Origin of the sequence: Streptomyces sp. NPDC020983 (assembly GCF_044333485.1) — a bacterium.
In the GTDB taxonomy this organism is placed as follows: domain Bacteria; phylum Actinomycetota; class Actinomycetes; order Streptomycetales; family Streptomycetaceae; genus Actinacidiphila.
Map to the genome: position 1 here is coordinate 153,564 of NZ_JBIRRA010000004.1, position 25,666 is coordinate 179,229.

At 72.9% G+C, this 25,666-nt stretch carries 17 protein-coding genes and 1 tRNA gene; 11 read left to right on the forward strand and 7 right to left on the reverse strand.

Annotation, left to right across the window (positions count from 1 at the left end; genetic code table 11):
• Positions 1 to 5 precede the first annotated feature (5 nt).
• From ACH4SE_RS09810 to ACH4SE_RS09835, 6 genes are all read left to right on the forward strand, one after another.
• Positions 6 to 1,637 carry a hypothetical protein gene (locus ACH4SE_RS09810; protein WP_398542803.1) on the forward strand — a complete coding sequence of 544 codons (1,632 nt, stop codon included), beginning with the start codon at positions 6 to 8 and terminating at the stop codon, positions 1,635 to 1,637.
• Positions 1,634 to 2,992, forward strand: a complete 1,359-nt coding sequence (locus tag ACH4SE_RS09815) for an AAA domain-containing protein (protein ID WP_398542804.1) — start codon at positions 1,634 to 1,636, stop codon at positions 2,990 to 2,992. Before ACH4SE_RS09810 ends, ACH4SE_RS09815 begins: the two co-directional genes overlap by 4 nt.
• Before the next feature lie 88 nt (positions 2,993 to 3,080).
• Positions 3,081 to 3,473, forward strand: a complete 393-nt coding sequence (locus tag ACH4SE_RS09820) for a hypothetical protein (protein WP_398542805.1) — start codon at positions 3,081 to 3,083, stop codon at positions 3,471 to 3,473.
• Between the two features lie 111 nt (positions 3,474 to 3,584).
• The gene (locus ACH4SE_RS09825; protein ID WP_398542806.1) at positions 3,585 to 4,187 is read left to right on the forward strand and encodes a bifunctional DNA primase/polymerase; all 603 of its coding nucleotides are present in this window, start codon (positions 3,585 to 3,587) and stop codon (positions 4,185 to 4,187) included.
• Between the two features lie 55 nt (positions 4,188 to 4,242).
• A tRNA-Lys gene (locus ACH4SE_RS09830) sits at positions 4,243 to 4,316 on the forward strand.
• Between the two features lie 109 nt (positions 4,317 to 4,425).
• Positions 4,426 to 6,915 carry a phosphatidylglycerol lysyltransferase domain-containing protein gene (locus tag ACH4SE_RS09835; RefSeq protein ID WP_398542807.1) on the forward strand — a complete coding sequence of 830 codons (2,490 nt, stop codon included), beginning with the start codon at positions 4,426 to 4,428 and terminating at the stop codon, positions 6,913 to 6,915.
• 834 nt (positions 6,916 to 7,749) lie between these two features.
• On the opposite strand, the gene ACH4SE_RS09840 is transcribed toward ACH4SE_RS09835, so the two are convergent.
• Entirely contained in the window at positions 7,750 to 9,294 is a 1,545-nt protein-coding gene (locus ACH4SE_RS09840) for an alpha/beta hydrolase (protein WP_398542808.1), read from the reverse strand.
• 648 nt (positions 9,295 to 9,942) lie between these two features.
• Here ACH4SE_RS09840 and ACH4SE_RS09845 point away from each other — a divergent pair.
• From ACH4SE_RS09845 to ACH4SE_RS09855, 3 genes are all read left to right on the forward strand, one after another.
• Positions 9,943 to 10,326 carry a hypothetical protein gene (locus tag ACH4SE_RS09845; RefSeq protein WP_398542809.1) on the forward strand — a complete coding sequence of 128 codons (384 nt, stop codon included), beginning with the start codon at positions 9,943 to 9,945 and terminating at the stop codon, positions 10,324 to 10,326.
• Between the two features lie 24 nt (positions 10,327 to 10,350).
• Complete coding sequence (locus ACH4SE_RS09850) at positions 10,351 to 11,220, forward strand: spermidine synthase (protein ID WP_398542810.1); 870 nt, start codon at positions 10,351 to 10,353, stop codon at positions 11,218 to 11,220.
• A 146-nt stretch (positions 11,221 to 11,366) separates the two neighbouring features.
• On the forward strand, positions 11,367 to 12,053 hold the full coding sequence (locus tag ACH4SE_RS09855; protein WP_398542811.1) for a response regulator transcription factor: 687 nt from the start codon (positions 11,367 to 11,369) through the stop codon (positions 12,051 to 12,053).
• Between the two features lie 100 nt (positions 12,054 to 12,153).
• On the opposite strand, the gene ACH4SE_RS09860 is transcribed toward ACH4SE_RS09855, so the two are convergent.
• From ACH4SE_RS09860 to ACH4SE_RS09875, 4 genes are all read right to left on the reverse strand, one after another.
• Positions 12,154 to 13,638 (reverse strand): GH1 family beta-glucosidase, encoded by a 1,485-nt coding sequence (locus tag ACH4SE_RS09860; protein WP_398542812.1) that lies wholly within the window; start codon positions 13,636 to 13,638, stop codon positions 12,154 to 12,156.
• Between the two features lie 95 nt (positions 13,639 to 13,733).
• Positions 13,734 to 14,657, reverse strand: a complete 924-nt coding sequence (locus ACH4SE_RS09865) for a carbohydrate ABC transporter permease (RefSeq protein ID WP_398542813.1) — start codon at positions 14,655 to 14,657, stop codon at positions 13,734 to 13,736.
• Between the two features lie 3 nt (positions 14,658 to 14,660).
• Complete coding sequence (locus ACH4SE_RS09870; protein ID WP_398542814.1) at positions 14,661 to 15,662, reverse strand: carbohydrate ABC transporter permease; 1,002 nt, start codon at positions 15,660 to 15,662, stop codon at positions 14,661 to 14,663.
• A gap of 163 nt (positions 15,663 to 15,825) precedes the next feature.
• The gene (locus ACH4SE_RS09875; protein WP_398542815.1) at positions 15,826 to 17,175 is read right to left on the reverse strand and encodes an extracellular solute-binding protein; all 1,350 of its coding nucleotides are present in this window, start codon (positions 17,173 to 17,175) and stop codon (positions 15,826 to 15,828) included.
• Between the two features lie 306 nt (positions 17,176 to 17,481).
• Between ACH4SE_RS09875 and ACH4SE_RS09880 the strand changes: the two genes are divergently transcribed.
• A complete protein-coding gene (locus ACH4SE_RS09880; RefSeq protein ID WP_398543187.1) occupies positions 17,482 to 18,504 on the forward strand; it encodes a LacI family DNA-binding transcriptional regulator in 1,023 nt (340 codons plus the stop codon).
• Positions 18,505 to 18,721: 217 nt separating this feature from the next.
• Here the strand turns inward: ACH4SE_RS09880 and ACH4SE_RS09885 are convergent, their stop codons facing one another.
• Positions 18,722 to 20,545, reverse strand: coding sequence for a discoidin domain-containing protein (locus ACH4SE_RS09885; protein ID WP_398542816.1), 1,824 nt, complete (start codon positions 20,543 to 20,545; stop codon positions 18,722 to 18,724).
• Positions 20,546 to 20,835: 290 nt separating this feature from the next.
• The gene (locus tag ACH4SE_RS09890; protein ID WP_398542817.1) at positions 20,836 to 22,386 is read right to left on the reverse strand and encodes a cellulose binding domain-containing protein; all 1,551 of its coding nucleotides are present in this window, start codon (positions 22,384 to 22,386) and stop codon (positions 20,836 to 20,838) included.
• A 340-nt stretch (positions 22,387 to 22,726) separates the two neighbouring features.
• Here ACH4SE_RS09890 and ACH4SE_RS09895 point away from each other — a divergent pair, with 340 nt between their 5' ends.
• The gene (locus ACH4SE_RS09895) at positions 22,727 to 25,663 is read left to right on the forward strand and encodes a glycoside hydrolase family 48 protein (protein WP_398542818.1); all 2,937 of its coding nucleotides are present in this window, start codon (positions 22,727 to 22,729) and stop codon (positions 25,661 to 25,663) included.
• Positions 25,664 to 25,666: the final 3 nt, after the last annotated feature.

Below are 25,666 nucleotides of genomic sequence, written 5' to 3' on the forward strand. Positions count from 1 at the left end.
CCCGCGTGAGCCTCATGAACGTGCTGGCCCGCGCCGAGGCCGCGGGAATCGGCCGGGCGGTCGCCGCCGCGACGGTACGGCACCGCCACCTGGCGCAGAGCCCCGTCGTCCTCGTGCCGCTCACGACCGCCGGCGAGGCCGGCGCGCCGCTGGGCGCGATGGTGGGGACCGATCGCGCCGAGCCGGAGCTGCTGGTCGTCCCGCAGCCGCTCGACCGCGAGCAGCGGTTCGCCTTCTTCGCCGGGCTCGCCGCCGCGATCCTGCCCGTCATGGACGCCTACGCGGACGACGTCGAGACCGAGCCCGCGACGCGCAACCGCGAGGAGACCGAGGTCTGCGCGGACGCCCCCCAGCTCATCGTGCCGAACGGCGCGGCCCTGGAGTACGTGCGGCTGCTGGGCCGGTCGACGCGCTACCTGCGCACCGTCGAGGACACCGAGGCGCCGCACCCGGTGCCGGTCCCGGTACCTCTGCTGGGACGCTGGCTCACGCATTACGCGGAGCGGGCCCGCACCCCCGGCAGCGCGCTGCTCGTCGCGATGACGGACCTGCTCACCCGGCACTGGGCGACGGGCCAGAGCGCGATGGAGGACCAGCACCTGGGCGCGCTGCTCGGGTGGATCGACCCGCCCGCGGGAACGGACGGCCCGGCGGCCGCCGCCCGCGCGCAGACCGGGCGCGGCCCGGACGGCCTGCTGCTGAGCCCGCCCGCGGGCCCGGCGACGGATCCGGTGTTCGACAACCGCGTGCTCGCCCCGGCCCTGGAGCGGTACGACGCGGCGCGGGCCGCGGGCGCGACCGGCCCGATGCGGGTCGCGGAGGCCGACGTACGGCGGCTCGTCGCGTCGCAGCTGCGGCCGACGTGGGAGGACGTCTGGCGCGGTGTCGACCTGCTGCGGGCGCTCCCTGAGGGCGCGCACGTCGCGGAGCGGTGGAAGCGGGACCGCTGGTCCTTCACCGGCCACCGGGACCGGCTGCGCGCGGGGGAGCCCCCGCAGCCGCGGCGGGACGACGCCGTGACGGCGGCGCAGAAGCTGGCCGGGCGGGAGACGGCCCAGGCCCGGCTGTACGCGCAGGAGGCGCTGGACGACCCGCTGGTCATGGCGGCGCGGCGGCTCGCCGGGGAGGCGTTCAGCGGCACGGTGCGGGAGGTGGAGATGGCCTACGCGGAGGGGCGCCGCCCCATGCCCCGGCCCCTGGTGACGCTGGTGACCTCCGACTTCCCGCAGGCCGAGCCCGGCACGCGCGCCTTCCGCGCCGTCCCGGACGCGAAGTCCGCCCAGACCGCCGACCTGGTGGCCGTCACCCCGGCACACCCCGTACCGGCCCCCCGCCCGGAACCCGGCCCGCCCGGCGCCGATTCCGCGGCCCCGGCGGGCGGCACCCCCGCCGAGTGGCTCGTCACCGTGCGGCTCACCGGCGGCATGGGTGCGGGCAAGGCGCCCCGCGAGGGCTCCGTGCCGGCCCCGGGCGACCGGGTGACCTTCACCTTCTTCGCGCACGACCCGCGCGGCGGCCCCGCTCTGCCTGACCAGGAGGCGACGCCCTGGACGCACGGGGGGCCGCCGGGCGGGTCCGCGCAGCAGCCGCTGCCGGCCGAGGCTCCGGACACCGTGACCGCGGAGGACTTCCTGTGACGCAGGGCTCCGGTGGCGCCGCCACCGACGACCGCTTCGCCCCCGGGGCGGAGGCCGCGGCGGCGACCGCGGCGATCCTGGCCGGCACCATGAGCGGCGCCGCCCGCGGTGTGGTCGTGGACTCCCCGCCGGGCGCGGGCAAGTCCACCCTCGTGGTGCGCGCGGCCCGCGAACTGGCCGCGGCCGGCGAGCAGCTGATGATCGTGGCGCAGACGAACGCGCAGGTCGACGACCTCGCCGACCGCCTCGCCACGGCCGACCCCGAGCTGGCCGTGGGCCGGCTGCACGGCGCGGACTCGCTGCCGGACCCGGTCCTCGACCGGCACCCGCAGATCGCGAAGTCCTCCTCGGTCGCGGAGCTGCGCGACCGCGCCGTGGTGATCGCGACGGCGGCGAAGTGGGCGTACGTCAAGGACGTCGAGCCGTGGCGGCACGCCATCGTGGACGAGGCCTACCAGATGCGGTCCGACGCGCTCCTCCAGGTCGCGGGCCTGTTCGAGCGCGCCCTCTTCGTCGGCGACCCGGGCCAGCTGGACCCCTTCAGCGTGGTGGGCGCCGAGCAGTGGGCGGGGCTGAGCTGGGACCCGTCGGCGAGCGCGGTCGTGACGCTGCTGGCCCACAACCCGGGCCTGCCGCAGCACCGGCTGCCGGTGTCCTGGCGGCTGCCCGCGTCGGCGGCGCCGCTGGTCTCGCGGGCCTTCTACCCGTACACCCCCTTCCGCAGCGGTACGGGCCACGGCGACCGGCGGCTCGTCTTCGGGGTGCCGGGCGAGGGCGACGGGCCCGACCGGGTGCTGGACGAGGCCGCGGAGTCCGGCTGGGGCCTGCTGGAGCTGCCCGCCCGCCACACGCCGCGTACCGACCCGGAGGCCGTACGGGCGGTCGCCGCGGTCGTCCGCCGGCTGCTGGACCGCGGCGGCCTGACGTACTCCGAGCGCGGCCCCGGCCCCGCACCGCTGACGGCCGACCGGATCGCCGTCGGCACCGCGCACCGCGACCAGGCCGCCGCCGTCCGCTCGGCGCTCGCGGCGACGGGCGTCGCCGGTGTGGCGGTGGACACCGCGAACCGGCTCCAGGGCCGGGAGTTCGACGTCACGGTGGTCCTCCACCCGCTGTCCGGCCGCCCCGACGCCACGGCCTTCCACCTGGAGACCGGCCGCCTGTGCGTTCTGGCCTCCCGCCACCGCCACGCCTGCATCGTCGTCTGCCGCGCGGGCGTCGCCGAACTGCTCGACGAGCACCCCTCCTCCGACCCCGTCCGCCTCGGCGTGACGGTGAAGTTCCCCGACGGCTGGGAGGCCAACCACGCGGTGCTGGCGCACCTGGCGGAGCACCGGGTGTCCTGGCGGCCGTGACGGCCGTGGGAGTACGGGCCGTGCCCCTCCTGCGCGCGCGGGACAATGGGGGGTCGGCAAGCGGAACGGGTCAGGCGGAGGTCAGCGTATGTCCGAGGGGCGGCAGGGGAGTTCGGGCCGGGAGGGCGACGGCGGCGAGGAGGGGCGGGCGGAGCGGCCCAAGCGGCCCGCGCGGCTGCTCTTCGAGCCGGGGGCGCCCGTGGGCGACGAGGGCGGTGACCGCTTCTTCGAGCTGGAGTCCATGGAGGACCCGCGGGAACTGCTGACGCGGGCGAGCGAGCTGGAGCAGGCCTTCCGCAGCGCGGCCGAGCGGGCGGCGGAGTTCCAGGCCATCGCGGCCGCGCAGCTCACCGATCCGCGGCGTTTCGACCGGCTCGGCACCGACGAGGTCGCCCGGCAGGCGGGCTGGTCGGAGGACTACGCGCGGAAGATGGCCGAATGGGGCGCGGCCCTGATCGCCGACGGCGGCACCACCCCGTAGCGGCGCGGTCGCACCGTGTGAGGAGGGAAGGGTACGCCTTCCCTCCGCCGCTGTCCCGCGTTCGGCCGATTCGCCCGGACGGTGCCCGCCCGGCGGGTACCTGTAGACGGCATGGACGAATGGCAGGGGAACACCCCAGAGGGAAGTGTCGTCGGCATAGTCACCGAGGCCCAGCGGCGCCGGCACACCGCGTGCGTCACCTCCGAGGGCGCCGCCTGGCTGGCCTCCGCGAGCGCCTTCCCGCGCAGCGTCGAGGCCCTGTGGTCGGCCCGGCCCGGCGCCCCGAGCGTCCTGCCGTGCGGGAGGGCCTTCGACGTGGTCAACCTCACCCCGCTGTTCGGCCGCCGTGTGCTGGAGCAGCTGTGGGCGGTGGGCCCGGGCAGCGGCCCGGTCGCCGTGCACCGCGGCCGGGTGCTGCTGCTCGCCGCCCCCGGTACGGCCCAGCGGCTGCCGGCCCTGCTGGACTGGGAGGAGTGGGCCGGCGCGGTGCCGCCGATGCTGTGCCACGGCGCGGGCGACGCGGTGACCGTGCCGCCGCTGCACCCCTTACCCGCCGGTGACGACCCGGCGCAGTCACGCTGGGTCGTCGCGCCGGACACCCGCCACCCCTGGCTGCCGGGCCCCGACGTCCTGCTGTGGGCGTGCCTGCGGGCCGTCCGGGAGGCCCGCCGGGCGGCCCCGCCCGTCCTCGCCGAGGTCCCCGGGAGCGCGTGAGCCTATCGATTTCCCAGGTCGCCGCGGGGGGTGCTAATGTCTTCCTCGTCAGCAGGCGCCGCTAGCTCAGTTGGTTAGAGCAGCTGACTCTTAATCAGCGGGTCCGGGGTTCGAGTCCCTGGCGGCGCACCTGATCCGAAGGCCCTCCGTGTTCGCGGAGGGCCTTCGGCGTTGCACAGCACACGGGAAGACGGCGCGCCCGCTTGGCCGGGTGTGCCCTGGAACGCACCCTGGGACGATGGGCCACTGGTCGCTGTCGGACGCCGTCCGCGTACACATCTCCGGCACCGGTGGCCGCACCCCGCTCTTCCTGCTCCTCGCGGGCCTGCTCGGCTCCTTCCTCTTCATCCGCTTCAGCGTCCGGATGATCCGGCGGGGCGTGTCCTGGTGGCCGGGCAACGTCCAGCCCGGCGGCCTGCACATCCACCACGTCGTCTTCGGCCAGATCATGATGATCGTCGGCGGCGTCGGCTCCTTCGCGGTGCACGGCGGCCCGCTCGCCCACGACATCCTGGCCGTCGTCTTCGGCGCGGGCTGCGGCCTGGTCCTGGACGAGTTCGCGCTCGTCCTGCACCTGGAGGACGTCTACTGGCGCGAGGAGGGCCGCAGATCCGTCGACGCGGTGATCCTCGCCGTGTCCGTCATCGGCCTCATGCTCATCGGCCAGGCCCCGCTCGGCGGCTACGTCGGCGGCACCTCGTGGACCACCTACCTGGTCGCGGCCGTCCTGCTCGGCTTCGTCGTGCTGTGCCTGGCCAAGGGCAAGGTGTGGACCGGGCTGCTCGGGGTCATGCTGCCCTTCCTCGCCGTCGTCGGCGCCCTGCGGCTCGCCCGCCCCGGCAGCCCCTGGGCCCGCTGGCGCTACGGCAGCAGGCCGCGCCGGATGGCCCGCGCCGAGCGCCGCGAGGAGCGCATCCACCGCCGGCTCGTGGCGTGGAAGACCCGCGCCATGGACGCGGTCGCCGGCGCGCCCAGCCCGGTGTCGCTCAGCAAGGCGGCGCCCACCGGGCCCACCATCGTCGACATCCCGCCCTCCCGCCTCGAAGTGCTGCTCGGCCGGGTGCTGCGCCCGCTGCGCGCACCCGGTGCGACCGCCGCCGTCTGGTACCTGCGGCTGGCGACCGCCGTCAACGTCGTCACCGGCCTCGTCGCCCCCTTCCGCAACCGGGTCCGGGCCGCCACCGACGGCGAGTACGTCACGGCCTTCCTGATCAGCCCCGGCTTCACCGGCGCGGTCCTCGCGCTGCTGCTCTCGGTGAGCCTGCGCCGCCGCAAACGCGCCGCCTGGATCCTCACCACCGTCCTCGCCGCCGGCTACACGCTCATCCTCGTCGGCACCCTCGGCGCCGTGTCCGCCTCCCGCGGCCACGCCGTCAACTGGCTCGCGCTCGCCCTCACCGTCGCCTTCCTGGTGGCCCTGCTCGTCTCCCGCCCCGTCTTCAACGTGCGCGGCGAGCGCGGCAACGTCGCCCTCGGCCTGACCAGCCTGGTCGTCGGCGCGGTCGTCGCCGTCGGCCTCGGCACGCTCCTCGTCCACGCCACCGACCGCACCCCGCCCCGCGAATGGGCCGCGAGCCTGCGCTACGCCTCCGTCCGCGTCCTGACCGTCTCCGGCCTCTTCGACCTGCCCGGCATCACCGTGCCCGGCTGGACCGACCTGGCCGTCAACGTCCTCAGCGTCGCCCTCATGCTCGTCGTCCTCCTCGCCTTCTTCCGCGCCCCCCGCGGCCGCGCCCGCCTCCAGCCCGCCGACGAGCGCCGGCTGCGCGAACTGCTGCGCGCGTACGGGCGGCGCGACTCCTTCGGCTACTTCGCCCTGCGCCGCGACAAGTCCGTGTGCTGGTCCCCCGACCGCGACGCGGCGATCCTCTACCGCGTCGTCAACGGAGTCGCCCTCGCCTCCGGCGACCCCCTCGGCCCGCCCGCCGCCTGGCCCGCCGCCGTCACCGCCTGGCTCGACCTCGCCGGCGCCCACGCCTGGGTCCCCGCCGTCACCAACGCGGGCGCCGAAGCGGCCGCCGCCTACCAGGCCGAGGGCTTCCACGCCTACACCTCCGGCGGTGAAGCCGTCGTGTCCCCCCGCGCCTTCGCCTCCGCCGACGCACCCGCCCTGCGCAACGCCCACGACCTGCTCTCCGCCGCCGGCTACACCGTCCGCGTCCGCGCCCAGCACGAGGTGCCCCCCGACGACCGGCGCCGCCTGCGCCAGCTCGCCGACGCCTGGCGCCGCCACCCCGCAGAACGCGGCTTCGCCGTCGCCCTCGGCCGCCTCGGCGACGACGCCGACGGCGACTGCCTGCTCGCCGAGTGCCTCGACCCGCACGGCCGCACCTGCGCGCTCCTCGGCTTCGTCCCGTGGGGCCCGGACGGCCTCACCCTCGACCTCGTCCGCCACGACCGCGAATCCGGCCGCGCCCCCACCGACTACCTCCTCACCGACCTCCTCCTCACCGCCGCGCGGGCCCGCCCCGGCCCCCTCGCGGCCGTCACCCGCGTCTCCCTCAACACCACCGCCTTCCGCTCCGCGGCCACCTCACGCGGGCCCCTGCGGCTGCTCGCCCGCCACTGGAACATCGCCGAACGCTCCCGCACGTACTCCGCGTACGGTCCCGCGTGGCATCCCCGCCACCTGCTGTGCGAGCGCCGGCTCGACCTCCCCCGCGTCGCCGCCGCCACCGCCGTGGCCGAGGGCTTCCTCTTCCCCCGCCGCTTCCCCGGCCACCCCTGACCCCCCGCCCCTCCGGCCGGTGCCTGCGCCTGGCGGCGCCGCGCTCGGGCGGTGCCCCCTCACGGTGGTGCTTGCGGCTGCCCCGCCGCGCCGCTTCGGGCGGTGCCCGCTTGCCGGTGCGTGGGCGGCTGACCTCGCCGCGGGGGCTTCCCGCGCCTGCCGGCGCCCCGCTCGGGCGGTGTCCGCCCGGGGTGCGTGGGCGGGTGTCGCGCCGCGGGTCCCCGCGCCTGGCGGCGCGCCGCTTCGGGCGGTGCCCGCCCGGGGTGCGTGGGCGGCTTGCCCTCCGCGGGAGTTTCCCGCGCCTGGCGGCGCGGGGTGTTCCCACCCCCACCACCCGTGCAGATGCGATGTCGGCTGACGGTCCACCTGTGGGGGTGCGCCGCCGTCGGGGGCGAACCGCAGTCCCTGCAGAGACTTCACCCCCACCGGCAGGCAGCCGCCACACCGGCCCGGGAGGGGGACGATCCGGGGGTGCCCCCGCAGGAATGCGCACCCCACTGCCCCACGAACACGTCATGACGTCAGACGCGCATTCCGAGGAGGTACCCCCGGAGTGGCACCCGACCCCACCCCCCGAGCAAGGGCGCGATGCCCCGCCGGATGACCCCAGGGGCGCGAGGAACTGCGCGAGCAACCACCCACCGGCGGAACGGCGAACTCCCACTGCAAGTGGCACCCCCCTCAGGGGCGCGGGGAACGGCGTGACCAGCCCCCACCGGGCGAAAGGCAAACCGCCCACCGCAGGGAGCAGCGCTCGAAGGGGCGCCGGGAACGGCGCGACGAGCCCCCGCCGGGTGAAGGGCGAACCGCCCGGCGCAAAGGGGCGGCGCCCCCTCAGCACACCGCGCCGGAGGCGGGAAGCGTGCCCTCCACCACATACGCCTCCACAGAGGCGCGTACGCACCGGTTGTGCGCGAAGTACGCGCCATGCCCATCCCCCCGGTACGTCAGGACCCGGCTTCCGTTGCCGAGCGCCGCGGCCATGTGCGCGGCCCCTTCGTACGGTGTCGCGGGGTCCGCCGTCGTGCCGACGAGCAGCGCCTGGGGTGCCGTCGGTGCCGAGACCTCGCGGGTCGCGGTGTCGCCGGGCGGCCAGCCGGTGCACGCCAGGAGCGTCGCCTCGATGGACGGCCCGAACACGCTGGAGGCCGCGGAGAAGCGTCCGTCCAGGCGGTGCACGGCGGCGACCGTGCGCCGTTCCGGGGTGTCCCGGCAGTCGATCGCGAGCTTGGCCATCTCGTAGTTGTCGGGCACCGCCCAGTCCGGTCCGGCGCGCGAGCCGGCGGGCCGCAGCGGCGGGAGGCCGGCCCGCCCGAGGATGCCGCTGCCGGCACCGCTGCCGCTGCCGCCACCGCTCAGCTCACCCATCTGGCCCGGGTAGGCGAGCTGCATCATCGGCTCGCCGTCACCGGTCCGCAGCGCGCTCAGCGCTTCCCGCAGGTCGGGCCAGTCGTCCTTGGAGTAGAGCGCGTTCTGCACGCCCTGCACGAAGCCGTCGTGGTCGAGCTGTCCGGTGACGGTCGCGACGCCGCCGCTGTCCAGGGCGTGGCCCTGCTCGGCGATGCCCGCCACGATCTCCTGCGCGGAGTGCCCGGCGATCGGGCAGGAGTGTGCCGCGCAGTCCGCGGCGAAGTCGGCCAGCGCGTGCTGGAAGGCGGCGCTCTGGGCGAGCGCCGTCCCGACGTCGTCGAGCGTCGGGTCCGGCACCCCGTCCAGCACCATCCGCCCGGTGTGCTGCGGGAACTCGTGCGCGTAGACGGAGCCGAGCCGCCCGCCGTAGGAGAACCCGAGGTAGGTCAGCCGGTCGTCGCCCAGGGCCGAGCGGATGACGTCCATGTCGTGCGCGGCGTTCCGCGTGCCGACGTAGGGGAGGAGTCCGCCGGAGTGCGCGCGGCAGGCCTGGGCCACCTGGCGCGCCTGGGCGGCGGCGTCCCGGGCCGTGACTCCGGAGAGGTCGCCGCAGTCCACGGGCGTGCTGCGGCCGACTCCGCGCGGGTCGAAGCCGACGAGGTCGTAGCGCTGGTTGAGCCGGGCGAGGTCGCCGTTCGCGGCGACGGCCGCGAGTTCCGGGATGCCGGGGAGGCCGGGGCCGCCGAAGTTCACCAGGAGCGAGCCGAGGCGCGGGCCGGGGCCCGTCGCCGGGATGCGGCTGATCGCGAGGTCGAGGCCGCCCTTCTCCGGGCGGGCGTAGTCCCGGGGGACGCTGAGGGTGGCGCACTCCATGGTCTGCGGGCCGGCGGTGTTGTCCGGGCAGCCGGCCCAGTTCGGGGACTGGTCGTAGGGGGTGCGGGCGGCGGAGCCGTTCGCCGGGTGCGGGGCGGCGAGGAGGGCCACCGTCAGGGCCGCGGCGGCGGCGGTGAGTATGCGCAGACGGGCCATGCTTCTCACGCTAGGCCGGGTGGGGCTGCCGCGCCCGCCGCCGCTGCTCCGCCCGGGGGGCGCCCCCGGCGGGCCTCCCCACAGGGGGCAGCGCATCGCCGGGCGGACAGGCCCCGGGTCCCGCGTCCCCCAAGCCGACCCGGCGGGACGCCGCCCACCGTCGGGCGGAGAGGCCGCGGGTCCCGCGTCGCGCAAGCCCCCGGCAGGAGGCCGCCCACCGTCGGGCGGCAGGGCCCGGGTTCCGCGTCGCGCAAAGCCGCCCCCCCCCGCAGGGGGCAGCGCATCGTCGGGCGGACGGGCCCCGGGTCCCGCGTCCCCCAAGCCCCCCGGTGGGACGCCGCACGCCGGGCGCGGCGGCGAAGGCCCGGGTCCGCGTCCCCCAAGCCCCCCCCGCAGGGGGCGGCGCATCGCCGGGCGGACGGGCCCCGGGTCCCGCGTCCCCCAAGCCCCCCGGCGGGACGCCGCACGCCGGGCGCGGCGGCGAAGGCCCCGGCCCGCGTCCCCCCACCCCCCCGGAGGGGCAGCGCATCGTACAAAACGGATATCCCACCCATGATTCGCCAGGCAACGCCACCCCTGGCGAAGCGCATCCGAACCGCGCTCCCGCGTTGTACGGGTGTGGCACATCCCGTCGTGAGAGGAGCCGTGGTGGACACGAGCGGTACGCACAGGTCGGGCCCCAGCCCGGAGGGCAGCGAGCTTCCGGTGTCGTGCGAGCTGGTGACGGTACCGGCCCGGCAGGGCTTGGAAGCGGTCGACCTGCTGCGCCACGGCAGCGGCGTCGGGCCGGTGCTGCACGCCGGTGACGGCGCGAGCCTCGGCTTCCTCGTGCCGCCGGGGACGGCGGCCGGCTGGGACGTGCCGGGGAGTTCCTGCACGAGCGCGGTGGCGCCCGGCGCGGACGGTGGCTGGCTGGTGCCGCCGCGGGAGGAGACGGCGGTGACGGACCCGGCGGTGCTGCGGGACGCGCTCGGCCGGGCGGCGCGCACGATCGAGCTGGCGGACGGTTACCTGGGGCTGCGCGCAAGGTAGCCGCCGTGCCCGGATAATCGGCGCATGGCAGGCAGAAGAGAGCGCGGCGGCCGGGCGCGTACGCCCGAAGCGGTGACGGCGCAGGTCGGCGGCGGTGCCGCGGCGCTGGTACCGGACCGGGAGCGCCCGCGGGCGTGGGCGCTGGTGGTGGACGGGGCGCCGCAGTCGCATGTGGATCTCGCCGTGCCCGATCACCTGGGTTTCTCCTACCAGCGCCGGCTGGGCCATGTCATCGACCTGGTCGCGCCGCCGGGCGCCCCGCTCCGGGTGGTCCACCTGGGGGGAGGGGCGCTGACGCTGGCGCGGTACACCGCGTACACCCGTCCGCGGTCGACGCAGCAGGTCATCGAGCTGGACACCGCCCTGGTGGAGCTGGTGCGGGCGCATCTGCCGTGGGAGCGCGGCTGGCGGATCAAGGTGCGCGGCGGTGACGCGCGTGCGGGGCTGGCGAAGGTGCCGGACGGGTGGGCGGATCTGGTGATCGCCGACGTCTTCGGTGGCGCGCGCACTCCGGCGCACCTGACCAGCGCGGAGTTCCTGGCGGATGTGCGGCGGGTGCTGCGGGCCGACGGCTCCTTCGCCGCGAACCTGACGGACGGCGGCGCCCTGGCCTTCCTGCGCGGCCAGATCGCCACGGCGAGCGCCTGCTTCGCGGAGGTGTGCGTGGCCGCGGATCCCGCGGTGCTGCGGGGCAGACGCTTCGGCAACGCGGTCCTGTGGGCCGCCGACCACTCCCTGCCGGTGCCCGAGCTGACCCGCCGCGTCGCGACGGACCCGCACCCCGGCCGTGTCGAGTCCGGACCCTCCCTGACCGCCTTCGCCGCCGGCGCCCCGGTGGTGACGGACGCGACGGCGACGCCCTCACCCCCGCCCCCTCCGCACGCCTTCGGCTGACTGGGCCGCCAGGGGCGTGGCCGACCGGCATGAGCGGCCCCGCCCGTGCCGGGCCGCACGGCGCCACCGCACGGCCCCGCCGCACGGCGCCACCGGAGCGCCGCAACGCCGGTCCCCGGCGCAGCCGGACGCGCTAAGTTGCCGGGATGGCCGGTGTGCTGGTCGTCGAGGACGACACCTTCTTACGTTCCGCGGTGATCCGTCACCTGACGGACGCCTCGTACAGCGTGCGCAGTGCCGGGACCGCCCTGGAGGCGCTGCGGGAGGTGGGGCGGGGGCGGTTCGACGCGGTCGTGCTGGATCTGGGCCTGCCCGATCTGGACGGCGCGGAGGCGCTGCGGATGATGCGCGGGTTCAGCGACGTGCCGGTGGTGGTGACGGCCACGGGGCGGGAGGAGCCGCGGGCGGTGCGGCTGCTGCACGCGGGGGCGGACGACTACGTCGTGAAGCCGTACGCGGTGGAGCTGCTGGCCGCGCGGCTGGCGGCGGTGCTGCGCCGGGCGCGGGGGCGGGCGGTGCCCGTGGCCGAGGCGGTGATCCGGGTCGGGGGGCTGACGATCGACGCGCGGCGCAGGCTGGCCGAGCTGGACGGGGTGGCGCTGGCGCTGAGCCGGCGGGAGTTCGACCTGCTGAGCTTCCTGGCGGCGCGGCCGGGGGTGGTCGTGGCGCGCCGGGAGCTGCTCGCCGAGGTGTGGCGGCAGTCGTACGGGGACGACCAGACGGTCGACGTGCACCTGTCGTGGCTGCGCAGGAAGCTGGGGGAGTCGGCGGCGCGGCCGCGCTACCTGCACACGCTGCGCGGGGTGGGCGTCAAGCTGGAGCCGCCCCGGTAGCGCGGACGGGGGGATCCGCGGTGAGGTCGGCCCCGGAAAGGCGAAAGGAGCGGTACGGCAGCACCCTCGAACTGCCGTACCGCTCCTTTTTCTCGTCCCCTCAGGACTTCCCGTCCTCCTCCGGGAGGTCCGGAAGGACGTTTGTACGCGCCACCTGGGAGTACCAGTGGGCGCTCTGCTTCGGGATGCGGCGCTGGGTGCCGAAGTCGACGTAGACCGCGCCGAAGCGCTTGCTGTAGCCGTAGGCCCACTCGAAGTTGTCCATGAGGGACCACAGGAAGTAGCCGCGGACGTCCGCGCCGGCGGTGATGGTCTCGTGGACGGCGGCGAGGTGGCCGTGCACGTACGAGATCCGCTCGGGGTCGTTGACCTGGCCCTCGGGCGAGACGTAGTCGTCGTAGGCCGCGCCGTTCTCGGTGATCATCATCGGCAGGCCCGGGTACTCGCGGGTGATGCGGTTGATGAGGTCGCGCAGGCCGGTCGCGTCGATGGACCAGCGCATCGCGGTGGTCTCGCCGGGCGAGAGGTGGAAGGCGACGTGCTCCGAGCCGGGCCACGGGGAGTGTTCGCTGTCGCCGTGGCCGTCGTTGCGCGGCACCTGGGCGCCCTCGGTGTGCGCACGGCTGTCGGAGACCAGCGTCGGGGTGTAGTAGTTGATGCCGAGCAGGTCGATGGGGCGGCTGATCTCGGCGAGGTCGCCGTCCTTGACCAGGGTCTCCCAGTCGACGATGTGCGCGGTGTCGTCGAGCAGGTCGGCGGGGTAGCCGTCGCCGAGGATCGGGCCGAGGAAGACCCGGTTGCCGACCGCGTCGATGCGGCGGGCGGCGTCGAGGTCGGCGGCGGAGTCGGTGAGCGGGCGGACCTGGTGCAGGTTGAGGGTGATCGAGGTCTGCGCTGTAGCGGGGAGAACGGAACGCAGAACCCCGATCGCCCGGCCATGGGCGAGGTTGAGGTGGTGGGCGGCCTTGAGGGCGGACTCCGGTTCGGTGCGCCCGGGGGCGTGCACACCGGAGCCGTAGCCGAGGTAGGCCGAGCACCACGGCTCGTTGAGCGTCGTCCAGTACGGCACCCGGTCGCCGAGGGCGCTCGCGACGATCTCGGTGTACTCGGCGAAGCGCTCGGTGGTGTCGCGGACGGTCCAGCCGCCGACGTCCTCCAGGTCCTGGGGCAGGTCCCAGTGGTAGAGGGTGACGACGGGGGTGATGCCCTTGTCGAGCAGCTCGTCGGTCAGGCGGCGGTAGAAGTCCAGTCCGCGCTGGACGGCGGGGCCGCGCCCGGTGGGCTGGACCCGGGACCAGGACACGGAGAAGCGGTAGGCGCCCAGGCCGAGGTCGGCCATGAGGGCGACGTCGTCGCGGTAGCGGTGGTAATGGTCGGCTGCGATGTCACCGGTGTCCCCGTTGCGGACCCGGCCAGGCGTGTGGCTGAACGTGTCCCAGATCGAAGGCGTCCGGCCGTCCTCGGCTGCGGCGCCCTCGACCTGGTAGGCGGCCGTTGCCGACCCCCAGACGAAGCCGGGGGGGAATCGGAGCGAGGCAGCAGAGCCGGCGGAAAGCTCGGTGCCCTCTGAATGGACAGCTGTCATGACGGGGGACTCCAGGGGAATCAGGGGGTAGTCGGGGGAAGTGGGCTCTCACGGCCCGTACGGCGCAGGGGGTGTTCGCCGTACGGGCCGTGAGGTCAGCTCTTGACGGCGCCCGCGGTGATACCGCCGACGATCTGCTTGCCCAGCACGGCGAAAACGATCAGCAGCGGCAGTGTCGCGACCAGGGCGGCGGTCACGACCACGGCGTGGTCGACGCTGTGGTTGCCGGAGCCGACACCGGCCAGTGCGACCTGCACCGTCGGGTTCTGCTCGCTCAGGGCGATGAGGGGCCAGAAGAAGTCGTTCCAGGCCTGGACGAAGACGAGCATGCCCAGGACGGCCATCGCGGGGCGGGCGATGGGGAAGACGACGTGCCACAGGATGCGCAGGCTGTGCGCTCCGTCGACCCGGGCGGCCTCGATCAGCTCGATCGGCAGCGCCTCGGAGAGGAACTGCCGCATGAAGAACACGCCGAACGCGGCGACCAGCGAGGGCAGGATGACCGACTGGAGGTGGTTGACCCAGCCCACGTTGGTGATGATCTGGTAGAGCGGGATCACGCTGAGCTGCGGCGGGATCGTCATGGTGGCGACGACGACGGTCAGCAGGGCGTTGCGGCCGCGGAACTGCAGCTTGGCGAAGGCGAAGCCCGCCAGCGTCGCGAACAGCACGGTGCTGAGGGCCACCAGGCCCGCCACGATCGTCGAGTTGATCAGGGCCTTGGTCATGTCGACCTGGTCCCAGACGATCTTCATGTTGTCGATCAGGTGGCTGCTCGGCAGCAGCAGCGACGGATGCGCGGCGATGATGTCCTGGTCGGTGTGCGACGCGGCGCTGACCGTCCAGTACAGCGGGAAGAGCGACACCAGCGCGGCGAAGATCAGCAGCAGGTAGGCGATCGGCCCGGCGTTCTGCTGCTTGCCGGGTGCTCCGGCCGCGCCCCGGCGGCGGCGGCGCGGGACGGCGGCGGAGGAGTGGCGCGGCCCGGAGGTCCGCGCGGTCTCGGTGATCTGAGCCATGGGTCAGCCCCCCAGCTTCTTGCGGTTGGAGCGCGCGATCAGCAGGTTGACGGCACCGATGAGCAGCAGGATCAGCAGCATGACCCAGGCGACGGCGGAGGCCCGGCCGAGCTCGCCGACGTTCCAGCCCTGGTCGTACATGTAGAGGCTCAGCGTCTGGTACTGGTGGTCGGTGCCACCGGTGACGCCGACGCCGCCGCCGTACATCAGCGGTTCACCGAACAGCTGGGTCGCGCCGATGGTGGAGACGATGATCGTGAAGAGGATCGTCGGGCGGATCGAGGGGATCGTGACGCTGACGAACTGCCGCCAGCGCGAGGCACCGTCCAGCGCCGCCGCCTCGTACAGGTCGGCGGGGACGGCCTGCATCGCGGCCAGGTAGATCAGCGCGTTGTAGCCGGTCCAGCGCCAGGTCACGATCGAGGAGATCGCTATCTGCGCGGGCCACTTGGACGACTCCCAGTCGATGTGCGAGAAGCCGACCTTGCTCAGGACCTCGTTCACGATGCCGTAGTCCGGGTTGTACAGCTGGACGAAGACCAGCGTGGCCGCGGCGACCGACGTCGCGTACGGGGCCAGGACCGCCACCCGGAAGAAGGAGCGGCCGCGCATCTTGTAGTTGAGCAGGTGCGCGATGCCGAGCGCCATCAGCAGCTGTGGCACCGTGGAGATCACCGCGAGCGTGAAGGTGTTGCGCAGCGCCTTCCAGAAGAACGGGCTGTCCCACAGCGCGGTGTAGTTGTCGAACCCGACCCACGATCCGTGCGTTCCCAGCTCGACCTGGTGCAGCGAGAGCCAGCCGGTCCAGATCAGCGGGAAGAGGCCGAAGGCGGCGAAGACGATGAAGAACGGGGCGACATAGGCGTACGGCGACGCCTTGGTGTCGAAGCGGTAGAGCCGGGCGCGCCAGCCGGGAGGTCGGCTGCCGTCCTGGGATGTGGAGCGCGGGGCGGGCCTGGAAGACGGCGGGCTGCCGTCGGACGTCGCCCTGACGGAGGTGGCCACGAGTGGCGTCCTTCCCGTAGGGGTGCGGGCGGTGAACCGGGGGAGGGGGGAGGGTTGTTCAGAACTTGTAGGGGCCTCGGCCGGATGGCTTCACTTCTCGCAGCCGGCCGTATGACGGGCCGCCCGGCAGGTGGGAGACACTGCCGGGCGGCCCCGCCGTGGGTTACTGAACGACCTTGTCCTTGATCTGGGAGACCACGTTCGACCAGGCCTTGTCCTTGGCCGTGCCGCGCTTCTCCATGTCCATGATGCCGTTCTTGGTGATGATGTCCTTCACGTTGCCGTCCCACGGGCCGATCGGGGCCGGGGTGATGTTCTTGGCCGCGCCCGCGAAGATCTTGCCGATCGGGGTGCCCGGGAAGTACGGGTTCGTGAGGTTCTGGACCGCCGGGTCGTCGAGCGCCGCGACGTTCGACGGGATGTTCCCGAACTTCTGGAAGACCTTGACCTCCTGCTCCTTGGCAGTCAGCCACTGGGCCAGGGCGGTGGCCTCCTTGACGTGCTTGCCGGCCTTCGGCACGGCCAGGAAGGAACCGCCCCAGTTGCCGACCTGCGGCGGCGTCGCGACGTCCCACTTGCCCTTGCCGGCGTCACCGGAGTTGTTCTGCACGAGGCCGACCATCCAGCTCGGGCAGGTCACGGTCGCGAACTTGCCGGTCTTGAAGGCCGCCGACCACGCGTTCTGCGGGTCCAGCTGCTGGTAGCCGGCGGTGATGCCGGCCTCCACGGCCTCCGTCGACAGGTTCCAGGCGGTCTTGACGCCGTCGCTGCTGTCGTAGATCAGCTTGCCGTTCTGGTCCGAGTACTGCGTCGACTGGCTGGCCAGGATCGCGTTGAACAGGCCGCTGCCGGAGTCGGAGAACTTCATCCCCTTGGGGGCCTTCTTCTGGAACTGCTTGCCCAGGTCGATGAACTTCTGCCAGTCGCCGTTCCACTGGGCCGCGAGCTGGTCGCGGTCGGTGGGCAGGCCGGCCTGCGCGAAGGCGGCCTTGTTGTAGCAGATCGCCGTCGGGCCGGCGTCCGTGCCCAGGCCGATGATCTTGCCGTCGCCGGTGGTGGCCTGCTTCTCCTTGTAGGGGAGCCACGCGTTGGCGTCGAAGCCCTGGACCGTCTTGAAGTCCACGAACTTGTTCGCCAGGTTCGGCTGGATCGCCAGACCGATGTAGCCGACCTCGATCGCCTGGATGTCGGCGAGGCCGCTGTTCTGGGTCAGGTGCAGCTTCAGCTTGTCCCAGTACTGCTGGCCGTCCGAGACGTTGTCCTCGACGATCGTGATGTTCGGGTGCAGCTTGTGGTACTCGGCGTAGAGAGCGGCGCCGTTCTTGTCGTCGTAGCCGAACGAGCCGAAGTCGCCGACGTGCAGCGTGATCTTCTCGTTGGACGAGCCGTCCTTCGAGTCGTTCTTGCTGCCGCTGTCGCTGTCGCTGCTGCAACCGGTGATCAGGGTCGCGCAGGCTGCGAGACCCGCGACCGCGATGACAGCGGCCTTGCGGGTTCTGCCGGAAGTGCGCATTCCACTCTCCTTGTCAGGGTGGGTCAGCGTGCTGGTGGTGCGTGGTCCCCGGGGTGTTACGAAAGTTGGCGCTGTGGGAGCGCTCCCACGTAGGCTTTCCGGAACATTCACGCCTCGGAGGGGTCAGTGTCAAGATGTGAAGTCCATTTCGTTGCCGGAACGTGTCCGGAGCTGAGTCGCGATTACTTCTTGAACGGAAGCCCCTGCCTGGGGCTTGTAGTGTGGGAGCGCTCTCAGGTACCGCTCCTACGGGGAAGGACCGGGCGCTAAGGTGGCGCGAAATGAGTACAGGAGGCGGCAGTGGCCATGAACGGACGGCACAGCGGACGTCCCACCCTTGAGGAGGTGGCGCTGCGCGCCGGAGTCGGGCGAGGCACGGTCTCCCGGGTGATCAACGGATCGCCCAGGGTCAGCGACCGCGCCAAGGCCGCCGTCGAGGCCGCCATCGCCGAGCTGGGCTACGTGCCCAACCGCGCGGCCCGCGCCCTGGCCGGCAACCGTACCGACGCGATCGCCCTGGTCATTCCGGAACCGGAGACCCGGCTCTTCGCCGAGCCCTACTTCTCCGACATCATCCGCGGTATCGGCGCCGAGCTGGCCGACACCGACATGCAGCTGCTGCTCACCCTGATCCGCACGCCCAAGGAGCGCGCCAGGTTCGCACAGTACCTGGCCGCCCACCGGGTCGACGGCGTGCTGCTGGTGTCCGTGCACGAGGACGACCCGCTGCCCGACCTGCTGGAGCAGCTGGAGATGCCGGCGGTGCTCAACGGCCGCCGCAGCGACCTGGAGTCCGTGTCCTACGTCGACGCCGACAACGTCGGCGGCGCCCGTGCCGCGGTCGCCCACCTCCTCGCCCGCGGCCGCCGCCAGGTCGCCACCATCACGGGCCCGCCGGACATGTACGTGGCCCGCAGCCGCCTCGACGGCTACCGGCAGGCGGTCGAGGCCGCGGCCGGCGGCTTCGACACCGCCCTCGTCGCGCGCGGCGACTTCACGGAGGAGGGCGGACGCCGCGCCATGCGCGAACTGCTGGTGCGCCGCCCGGAGATCGACGGTGTCTTCGCGGCCTCCGACGTGATGGCGGCCGGCGCCCGGGCGGTACTGCGCGAGGCGGGCCGCCGGGTGCCCGAGGACGTGGCGCTGGTCGGCTTCGAGGACTCCGCGATCGCCCGCCACATGGACCCGGCGCTCACCAGCGTCCGGCAGCCCACCGAGGAGATGGGCCGCACCATGGCCCGGGTGCTGCTGGAGGAGATCGCCGAGCGCAAGTCCGTGCGCCGGCACGTCGTGCTGTCCACGGAGCTGGTGCAGCGGGAGTCGGTGTGACCGCGCCGGCAGCGGTGGACGCGGCAGCGGCCGCCGGGCGCCGTGGGGGGCGTCCGGCGGCCGCGGGGCCGCGGGGCGGCCGGTAGGGCGCCCGGGACGGTCGGACCGCCGGGGGCGGGGACGGTGCGCATGGCGTGCGCACCGTCCCCGCCCCCGGCCTTTGTGGGGGGTGTGGGGGGTCCGGGGGACGTGGCGGAGGCCGCGGGTGGGGCGCCGGCTAGTAGCCGACGGCGATCTCCATCCACTGCGGGTTCTGCTGCGAGGCGTAGGCGGCCTGGCCCGCCACGTCGTCGTACGGGAAGCCGTAGGCGAGGTGGTTGATGCCGTGGTCGTGCCAGTACTTGGCGTACCAGTTGGCCGGGTCGCCGCCGTAGAACCTGGCCGGGTCCTGCTGCTGGTCGGTGGGCAGGGTGGCGGTGTGCCGGTTGAGCGCGGCGCACTTGGCGGCGTCGGCGGCCATGGAGCCGGCGCAGCCGAAGATGTTCGAGGTGGGCTCGTTGACGCCGACCGACTGGGCGTAGGCGGTGAAGTAGTTGGCGTTCACCCCGCCCTGACGGAAGCTCGGGTCGCTGCCCGGGGCGATGATCCGGTAGGGGGCCTGGGTCTGCGCGAGCACCTTGAACTGCGAGGGCACCGCGTTCTGGAAGGACTGGAAGACCTGGTCGCGGCTCATGGTGAACAGGTCCTGGCTGTCGCCGAGCTGGATGTCCTGGCCGTCGTGCGAGTGCAGCCGGATGGCCAGCGGCAGGCCCCAGGCGTCCACCCGGGTGGTGTTGCCGTTGAAGACGTTCGCGCCGATCGTGAACTCGATGAAGTCGTAGTACTGGCTGTTCGGCGAGCCGACGTAGAAGTACATCCGGCCCGAGGAGTTCGCCGGCATGTCGAAGTACGGCTGCTCGGCGATCGAGTGGACCTGGCCGTTGAAGCTCCAGTAGACCTGGCTGTCCGGGTAGGCGCCGTTGGTCCGGTTGAGGATCTTCAGCTCCATGACGTTGTGCGCGGCGGGGATGTCGCCGGTGGTGCCCCAGAAGTCGTCCGGCGGCGTCGTGCCCCCGGTCGTGCCGCCGGTGCTGCCGCCCCCGTCGGTCGTGCCGCCGGTGGTGGTGAAGACCTGGAACTCCCACAGGGACGCGCCGTACGCGGTGGCCCGCGCGGTGGTGTTGATCCGGACGTAGCGCCCGGTGCCGGTCACGTCCAGCTTCTGCACGCCGCCGGTTCCGGTCGTGGTGGAGTAGACGGCCGTCCACGGGCCGTCGGCGCTGTCGGAGACCTGGATCTGGTAAGCGGTCGCGTAGGCCGCCTCCCAGTTCAGCCCGATGCCGCACACCTGCTGCGACGAGCCGAGGTCGACCCGCAGCCACTGCGGGTCGCTGAAGGCGCTGGACCAGCGGGTGGAGGTGTTGCCGTCGACGGCCGCGGAGGCGGGGGTGCCGGCGTTCTCGGTGGACGACGCCGCGGCCGGCCTGCCCTGTGCGGCATCGGTGGTGGCGCAGGCGCCCGGCTGGGTGCCGCCACCGCCGTAGACCTGGAACTCCCACAGCGAGTAGCCCCACTGCGTGGCCCGTACGGTCCCGGTCATCCGGACATAGCGGCCGGAACCGTTTACGGCGAGCGTCTGCACGCCGCCCGTTCCGGTCGTGGTGGAGTAGACGGTGGTCCAGTCCGTCCCGTTGGCGGACGTCTGGATCGTGAACGCCCTGGCGTACGCCGCCTCCCAGGTGAGCGTCACCTGGCTGACGGACTGGCTGCTGCCGAGGTCCACCTGGAGCCACTGGGGGTCGGCCGCGGCGCTGGACCAGCGGGTGCCGGTATTGCCGTCGACGGCCGCGGAGGCGGGGGTGCCGGCGTTCTCGGTGGACGAGGCGGTGGCCGGCCTGCCCTGGGAGAGCAGGGTGCCCGCCGCGCGGGCCGGCGACTGCGAGCCGACCACCAGGACGAGCCCGCCCAGCAGTGCGAGCAGGGCGGTTAGGACGAGGTACGGCTGGTGCCCGCGGCGGTGCCCCGCGGGCCTGCGCACCAGCAGGGGTGTGCTGCCTGACATGTGTTCTCCTCAACCGGGTGGGGGTCCGTGCCGGAGGCCGGCGGAGCGGGATGAGAGCGCTCTCTCGGCGAGGTGATGTATACAAGGCGGCCCTGGGCGCGTCAATGAGTCGTTCAATAATGGCCGGTTGGCGCCTGCGAGGGGTACGAGACCCGAACGGACGCGCGCAGTCCGGGAGCAGGCGTCCGGCCCCAGCTCAGGCCCTGTCCGCCGGGCGGGGGACGCAGGAGGGGCGGGCCCGTGCACGCCATCCATGCACGGGACCGCCCCCGTTCCGGGGTGCCGCCGGCTCAGCCGAGCGACGCCAGGTGGTTCTTCAGGCCGAGGCCGTACGCCGTCGCGGTGCCGTCGTAGTTGGAGATCAGCGACGGGCCCGACGAGCAGTCCCAGGTGTTCCACGTCCAGCCGAGGTAGCCCACCTGGTGGCTGTCGAGCCAGCTCATGAAGCTGTCGACGAAGGAGTGCCCGCAGGTGTTCTCGCCGATCTCACCGGCCACCAGCGGCACCTTCGCGGCGACCGGTGCCAGCTGGGAGTCCCAGCAGGAACTGGCGGCGCATGAGTTGAAGTTGTAGACGTGCACGGCCGCCGCCAGGTTCCCCGTGGGGTCGGCCGGCTCGTGCGCCAGCCACCCCGTCAGGTCGTTGGAGTAGGCGAGGCCGCCCATCATGACGACGTTCTGCGCCCCGGTGCCGCGCACGGCGTCCAGCATGTCCTGCATCCCCGCGACCTCGTAGCCGATGCCGGGGCAGGTGCCGCCGTCCTTCCAGCAGGCCCACGCCTGGTCGGTGGAGGACGTCGCGCGGTCCGGGTAGGGCTCGTTGAACAGGTCGAAGACGATCGACGTGTTCGACTTGAAGGTGTTGGCCACGCTGGTCCAGAACGGGATCGCGTACTGCGCGTCCGGCATCGGCTTCTGGCAGGTGGCGTTGACGTCGGTGCAGCCCGCCGAGTTGCCGCTGTAGAGGCCGTGCGTCCAGTGCAGCTCGACGATCGGCGTGATGCCGTGCGCCACCAGCCGGTTCACCCAGCCGGTGATCGCCGCGACGTAGTTGGCACCGCCGTCGGCGGTGGGCACGTAGCTCAGGCCCTCCCAGCAGTCCTCGTTGAGCGGCACGCGGACGGCGTTGACGCCCTTCCAGCTGGTGATGGCGTTGATCGCGGTGTCGTCGACCGGTCCGTCGAAGATCCCCTTGCCCTGCGCGCAGGCGAATTCGGTGCCGGAGCGGTTCACGCCGTGCAGCACGACCTGCTTGCCGGTGGAGTCGACCAGCTTGTTCCCGGACACGTGCAGCTTGGGCGGTGCCGTGTCGCCGCCGGGCGGTGTGGTCGGCGGTGTGGTCGGCGGGGTCGTCGGGGGAGTGGTGGGCGGTGTCGTGGGAGGCGTCGTCGGCGGTGTGGTGGGGGGAGTGGTGCCGCCGCCCGTGGTGCAGGTGGTGCCGTTGAGCGTGAAGCCCGTCGGCGCCGGGTTGCTGCCCGACCAGCTGCCGAGGAAGCCGGCGCTCACCGTGCCGCCGGTGGGGATCACGCCGTTGTACGACTCGGATGCCGCGGTCACGGCGGTCCCGGACTGGGTCCAGGCGGCGTTCCAGCCCTGGGTGACCTTCTGTCCGCCGGTGAAGGTGAAGCCGAGCTTCCAGCTCGTGGTGGGCGCGGCGTTGTTGGTGATGACAACGTTGCCCTGGAAGCCGGAATCCCACTGGTTCGTCACCGAGTAGGACACGGCGCAGGCCGGTGCGGCTCCCGCCGCGGTCGCGCCGAGTGTGGGGAGCAGGGCGGCGGCGGCCGCCGCCGTGCTCACTGCCGCGACGGCGAGCGCCGCGGTGCGCGTGGGTCGTCGCATGAGCGACTCCTCGTGATGTGGGGGGATCGAGGAAGTGCCGCCCGCGGCGCCCCGGAGGGCGGCGGCGGGCGTCGACAAGAAGTGGACGCGCTCCCACTGGTCCGGCGAATGACCCTAGCGTCAAGTGCCGTCCAAGGGTAGGGGGACCGTACCGGCCATCCGCCACCCCTGCGCGGTGCACATCGACTCGTGCACATCGCAGGCCCTCCAGCAGGGCTTTGTGCTTCACCTCTTGACAGGTATTCGGCAAGGCCTTGATGGTGGGAGCGCTCCCATTGGTTCACAGCTTAAGAAGCACCACACCATCCCCCCACACACCAGCGCGAGGAGGACCTCCCGCATGGCAAGAGGAAGACCGATCCTGAGAAGGCCGGGACGGCGCGTCACGAAGCTGCTGACGGCCCTGGCCGCGGCACTCGCCCTGCCGCTCGGCATGACGGTGGCCGCCGGCGGCTCCGCGCACGCCGCGGGCCTGTCGTGCAGCGTCGACTACACGACCCAGGACTGGGGCTCCGGCTTCACGGCCAACGCCAAGATCACCAACCTCGGCAGCAGCTCGATCGACGGCTGGACGCTGACGTACTCCTACACCGGCAACCAGACGCTCCAGAGCGGCTGGAACGGCACCTGGTCGCAGTCCGGCAAGGCCGTCACCGTCAAGTCGCTGGACTGGAACAAGACGATCGCCGCCAACGGCAGCGTCACCACCAGCGCCAACTTCAACTACAGCGGCACCAACACCGCGCCGACGTCCTTCAGCGTCAACGGCACGGTGTGCGGTGGCGCGCACCAGCCGCCGCTGCCGGTGCTCACCAGCCCGTCGGCCGGTGCCACCTACAGCGCGGGCGCCACGATCCCGCTGGCCGCGACCGCGGTGGCGGCGGACAGCGCGACGATCACCAAGGTGGAGTTCTACAACAACACCACGCTGCTGGGCACCGACACCACCTCGCCGTACACGTTCGACTGGGCGAGCGTCCCGGCCGGCGACTACTCGGTCTACGCCAAGGCCTACGACAGCCTGGGCGCGTCCGCCGAGTCGACCCCGGTGGGCGTGCACGTCGCGAGCGGCCCGGCGATCGTGGCCTCGCCCACGACGCTGTCGGTCCAGCAGGGCAAGACCGGCACCTTCGGCCTGAAGCTGTCGGGTGCCCCGTCGGCCAACGTGACGGTCGCCGTCGCGCGGACCGCGGGCAACACCGGGCTGAGCGTCCAGTCCGGGGCGAGCCTGACCTTCACCCCGAGCAACTGGTCGACGGCGCAGAACGTGACCGTCGCCGCGGACGCCTCCGGCACCGGCGCGGCCACCTTCTCGGCCACCGCCACCGGCTACAGCACCGCGACGGTCTCGGTCAGCGAGATCGCCGCGACCGGTGACTACGCCGCGCGCTTCCTGTCGCTCTACAGCAAGATCACCGACCCGTCGAGCGGCTACTTCTCGCCCGAGGGCATCCCGTACCACTCGGTCGAGACGCTCATGGTCGAGGCCCCGGACTACGGTCACGAGACCACCTCCGAGGCGTATTCGTACATGATCTGGCTGCAGGCCATGTACGGGCAGGTCAGCGGCGACTGGAGCAAGTTCAACGCGGCCTGGGGCACCATGGAGAAGTACATGATCCCCACGCACGCGGACCAGCCGACGAACAGCTTCTACAACGCGAGCTCGCCGGCCACCTACGCCCCCGAGCACCCGCTGCCCTCGGACTACCCGTCGCAGCTGGACAGCAGCGTCAAGTCCGGGGTCGACCCGATCGCGAGCGAGCTGAAGTCGGCCTACGGGACCGACGACATCTACGGCATGCACTGGCTGCAGGATGTGGACAACATCTACGGCTACGGTGACACGCCCGGTGGCGGCTGCGAACTCGGCCCGTCCGCGCCCGGCCCGTCGTACATCAACACCTTCCAGCGCGGTGAGCAGGAGTCGGTGTGGGAGACCGTGCCGCAGCCGACCTGCGACGCGTTCAAGTACGGCGGCAAGAACGGCTACCTGGACCTCTTCACGGGCGACTCGTCCTACTCCCAGCAGTGGAAGTACACCGACGCCCCCGACGCCGACGCGCGTGCGATCCAGGCCGCGTACTGGGCCGACCAGTGGGCCACCGCGCAGGGCAAGAAGTCGGACGTCGCGGCGACCGTCGCCAAGGCCGGCAAGATGGGCGACTACCTGCGGTACTCGTTCTTCGACAAGTACTTCAAGAAGATCGGCAACTGCACCAGCCCGACCACCTGCCCGGCCGGCACCGGCAAGGACAGCGAGCACTACCTGCTGTCGTGGTACTACGCCTGGGGCGGCTCGTCCGGCTCCGGCGGCGGCTGGGCCTGGCGCATCGGTGACGGCGCCTCGCACTTCGGCTACCAGAACCCGCTGGCGGCGTACGCGCTGACCAACGACGCGGCCATGGCCCCGAAGTCCACCACCGGCAAGCAGGACTGGACCACCAGCCTCAGCCGGCAGCTGGAGTTCTACCAGTGGCTGCAGTCCTCCGAGGGTGCCATCGCCGGTGGCGCCACCAACAGCTGGGGCGGCGCCTACGCCCAGCCCCCGGCCGGCACGCCCACCTTCTACGGGATGGCGTACGACTGGGAGCCCGTCTACCACGACCCGCCGTCGAACCAGTGGTTCGGCATGCAGGCCTGGTCGATGGAGCGGGTCGCGGAGTACTACCAGCAGACCGGTGACGCCAAGGCCAAGAAGATCCTCGACAAGTGGGTCACCTGGGCCATGTCCGAGACCACCGTCAACGCGGACGGCACCTTCAAGATCCCGTCCGACCTCCAGTGGACCGGCCAGCCGGACACCTGGAACGCGTCCAGCCCGGGCAGCAACTCCGGCCTGCACGTGACGGTCTCGGCCTACGGCAACGACCTGGGCGTCGCGGCGGCCTACGCCAAGACGCTGTCCTACTACGCCGCCAAGTCCGGCAGCACGGCCGCCAAGACCATGGCCAAGCAGCTGCTCGACGGCATGTGGACCAACTACCAGGACCCGCTGGGTATCGCGACCCCGGAGACCCGGACCGACTACAACCGGTTCGACGACCCGGTCTACGTGCCGTCCACGTTCTCCGGCACGATGCCCAACGGCGACAAGATCAACTCCAGCTCGACCTTCATCGAGCTGCGGTCCTTCTACAAGAACGACCCGAACTGGTCGAAGGTGCAGGCCTACCTCAACGGCGGCGCCGCGCCCAGCTTCACCTATCACCGCTTCTGGGCCCAGGCCGACATCGCGATGGCGATGGGAGCCTACGGTCTGCTCTTCGGCGCGTGATCC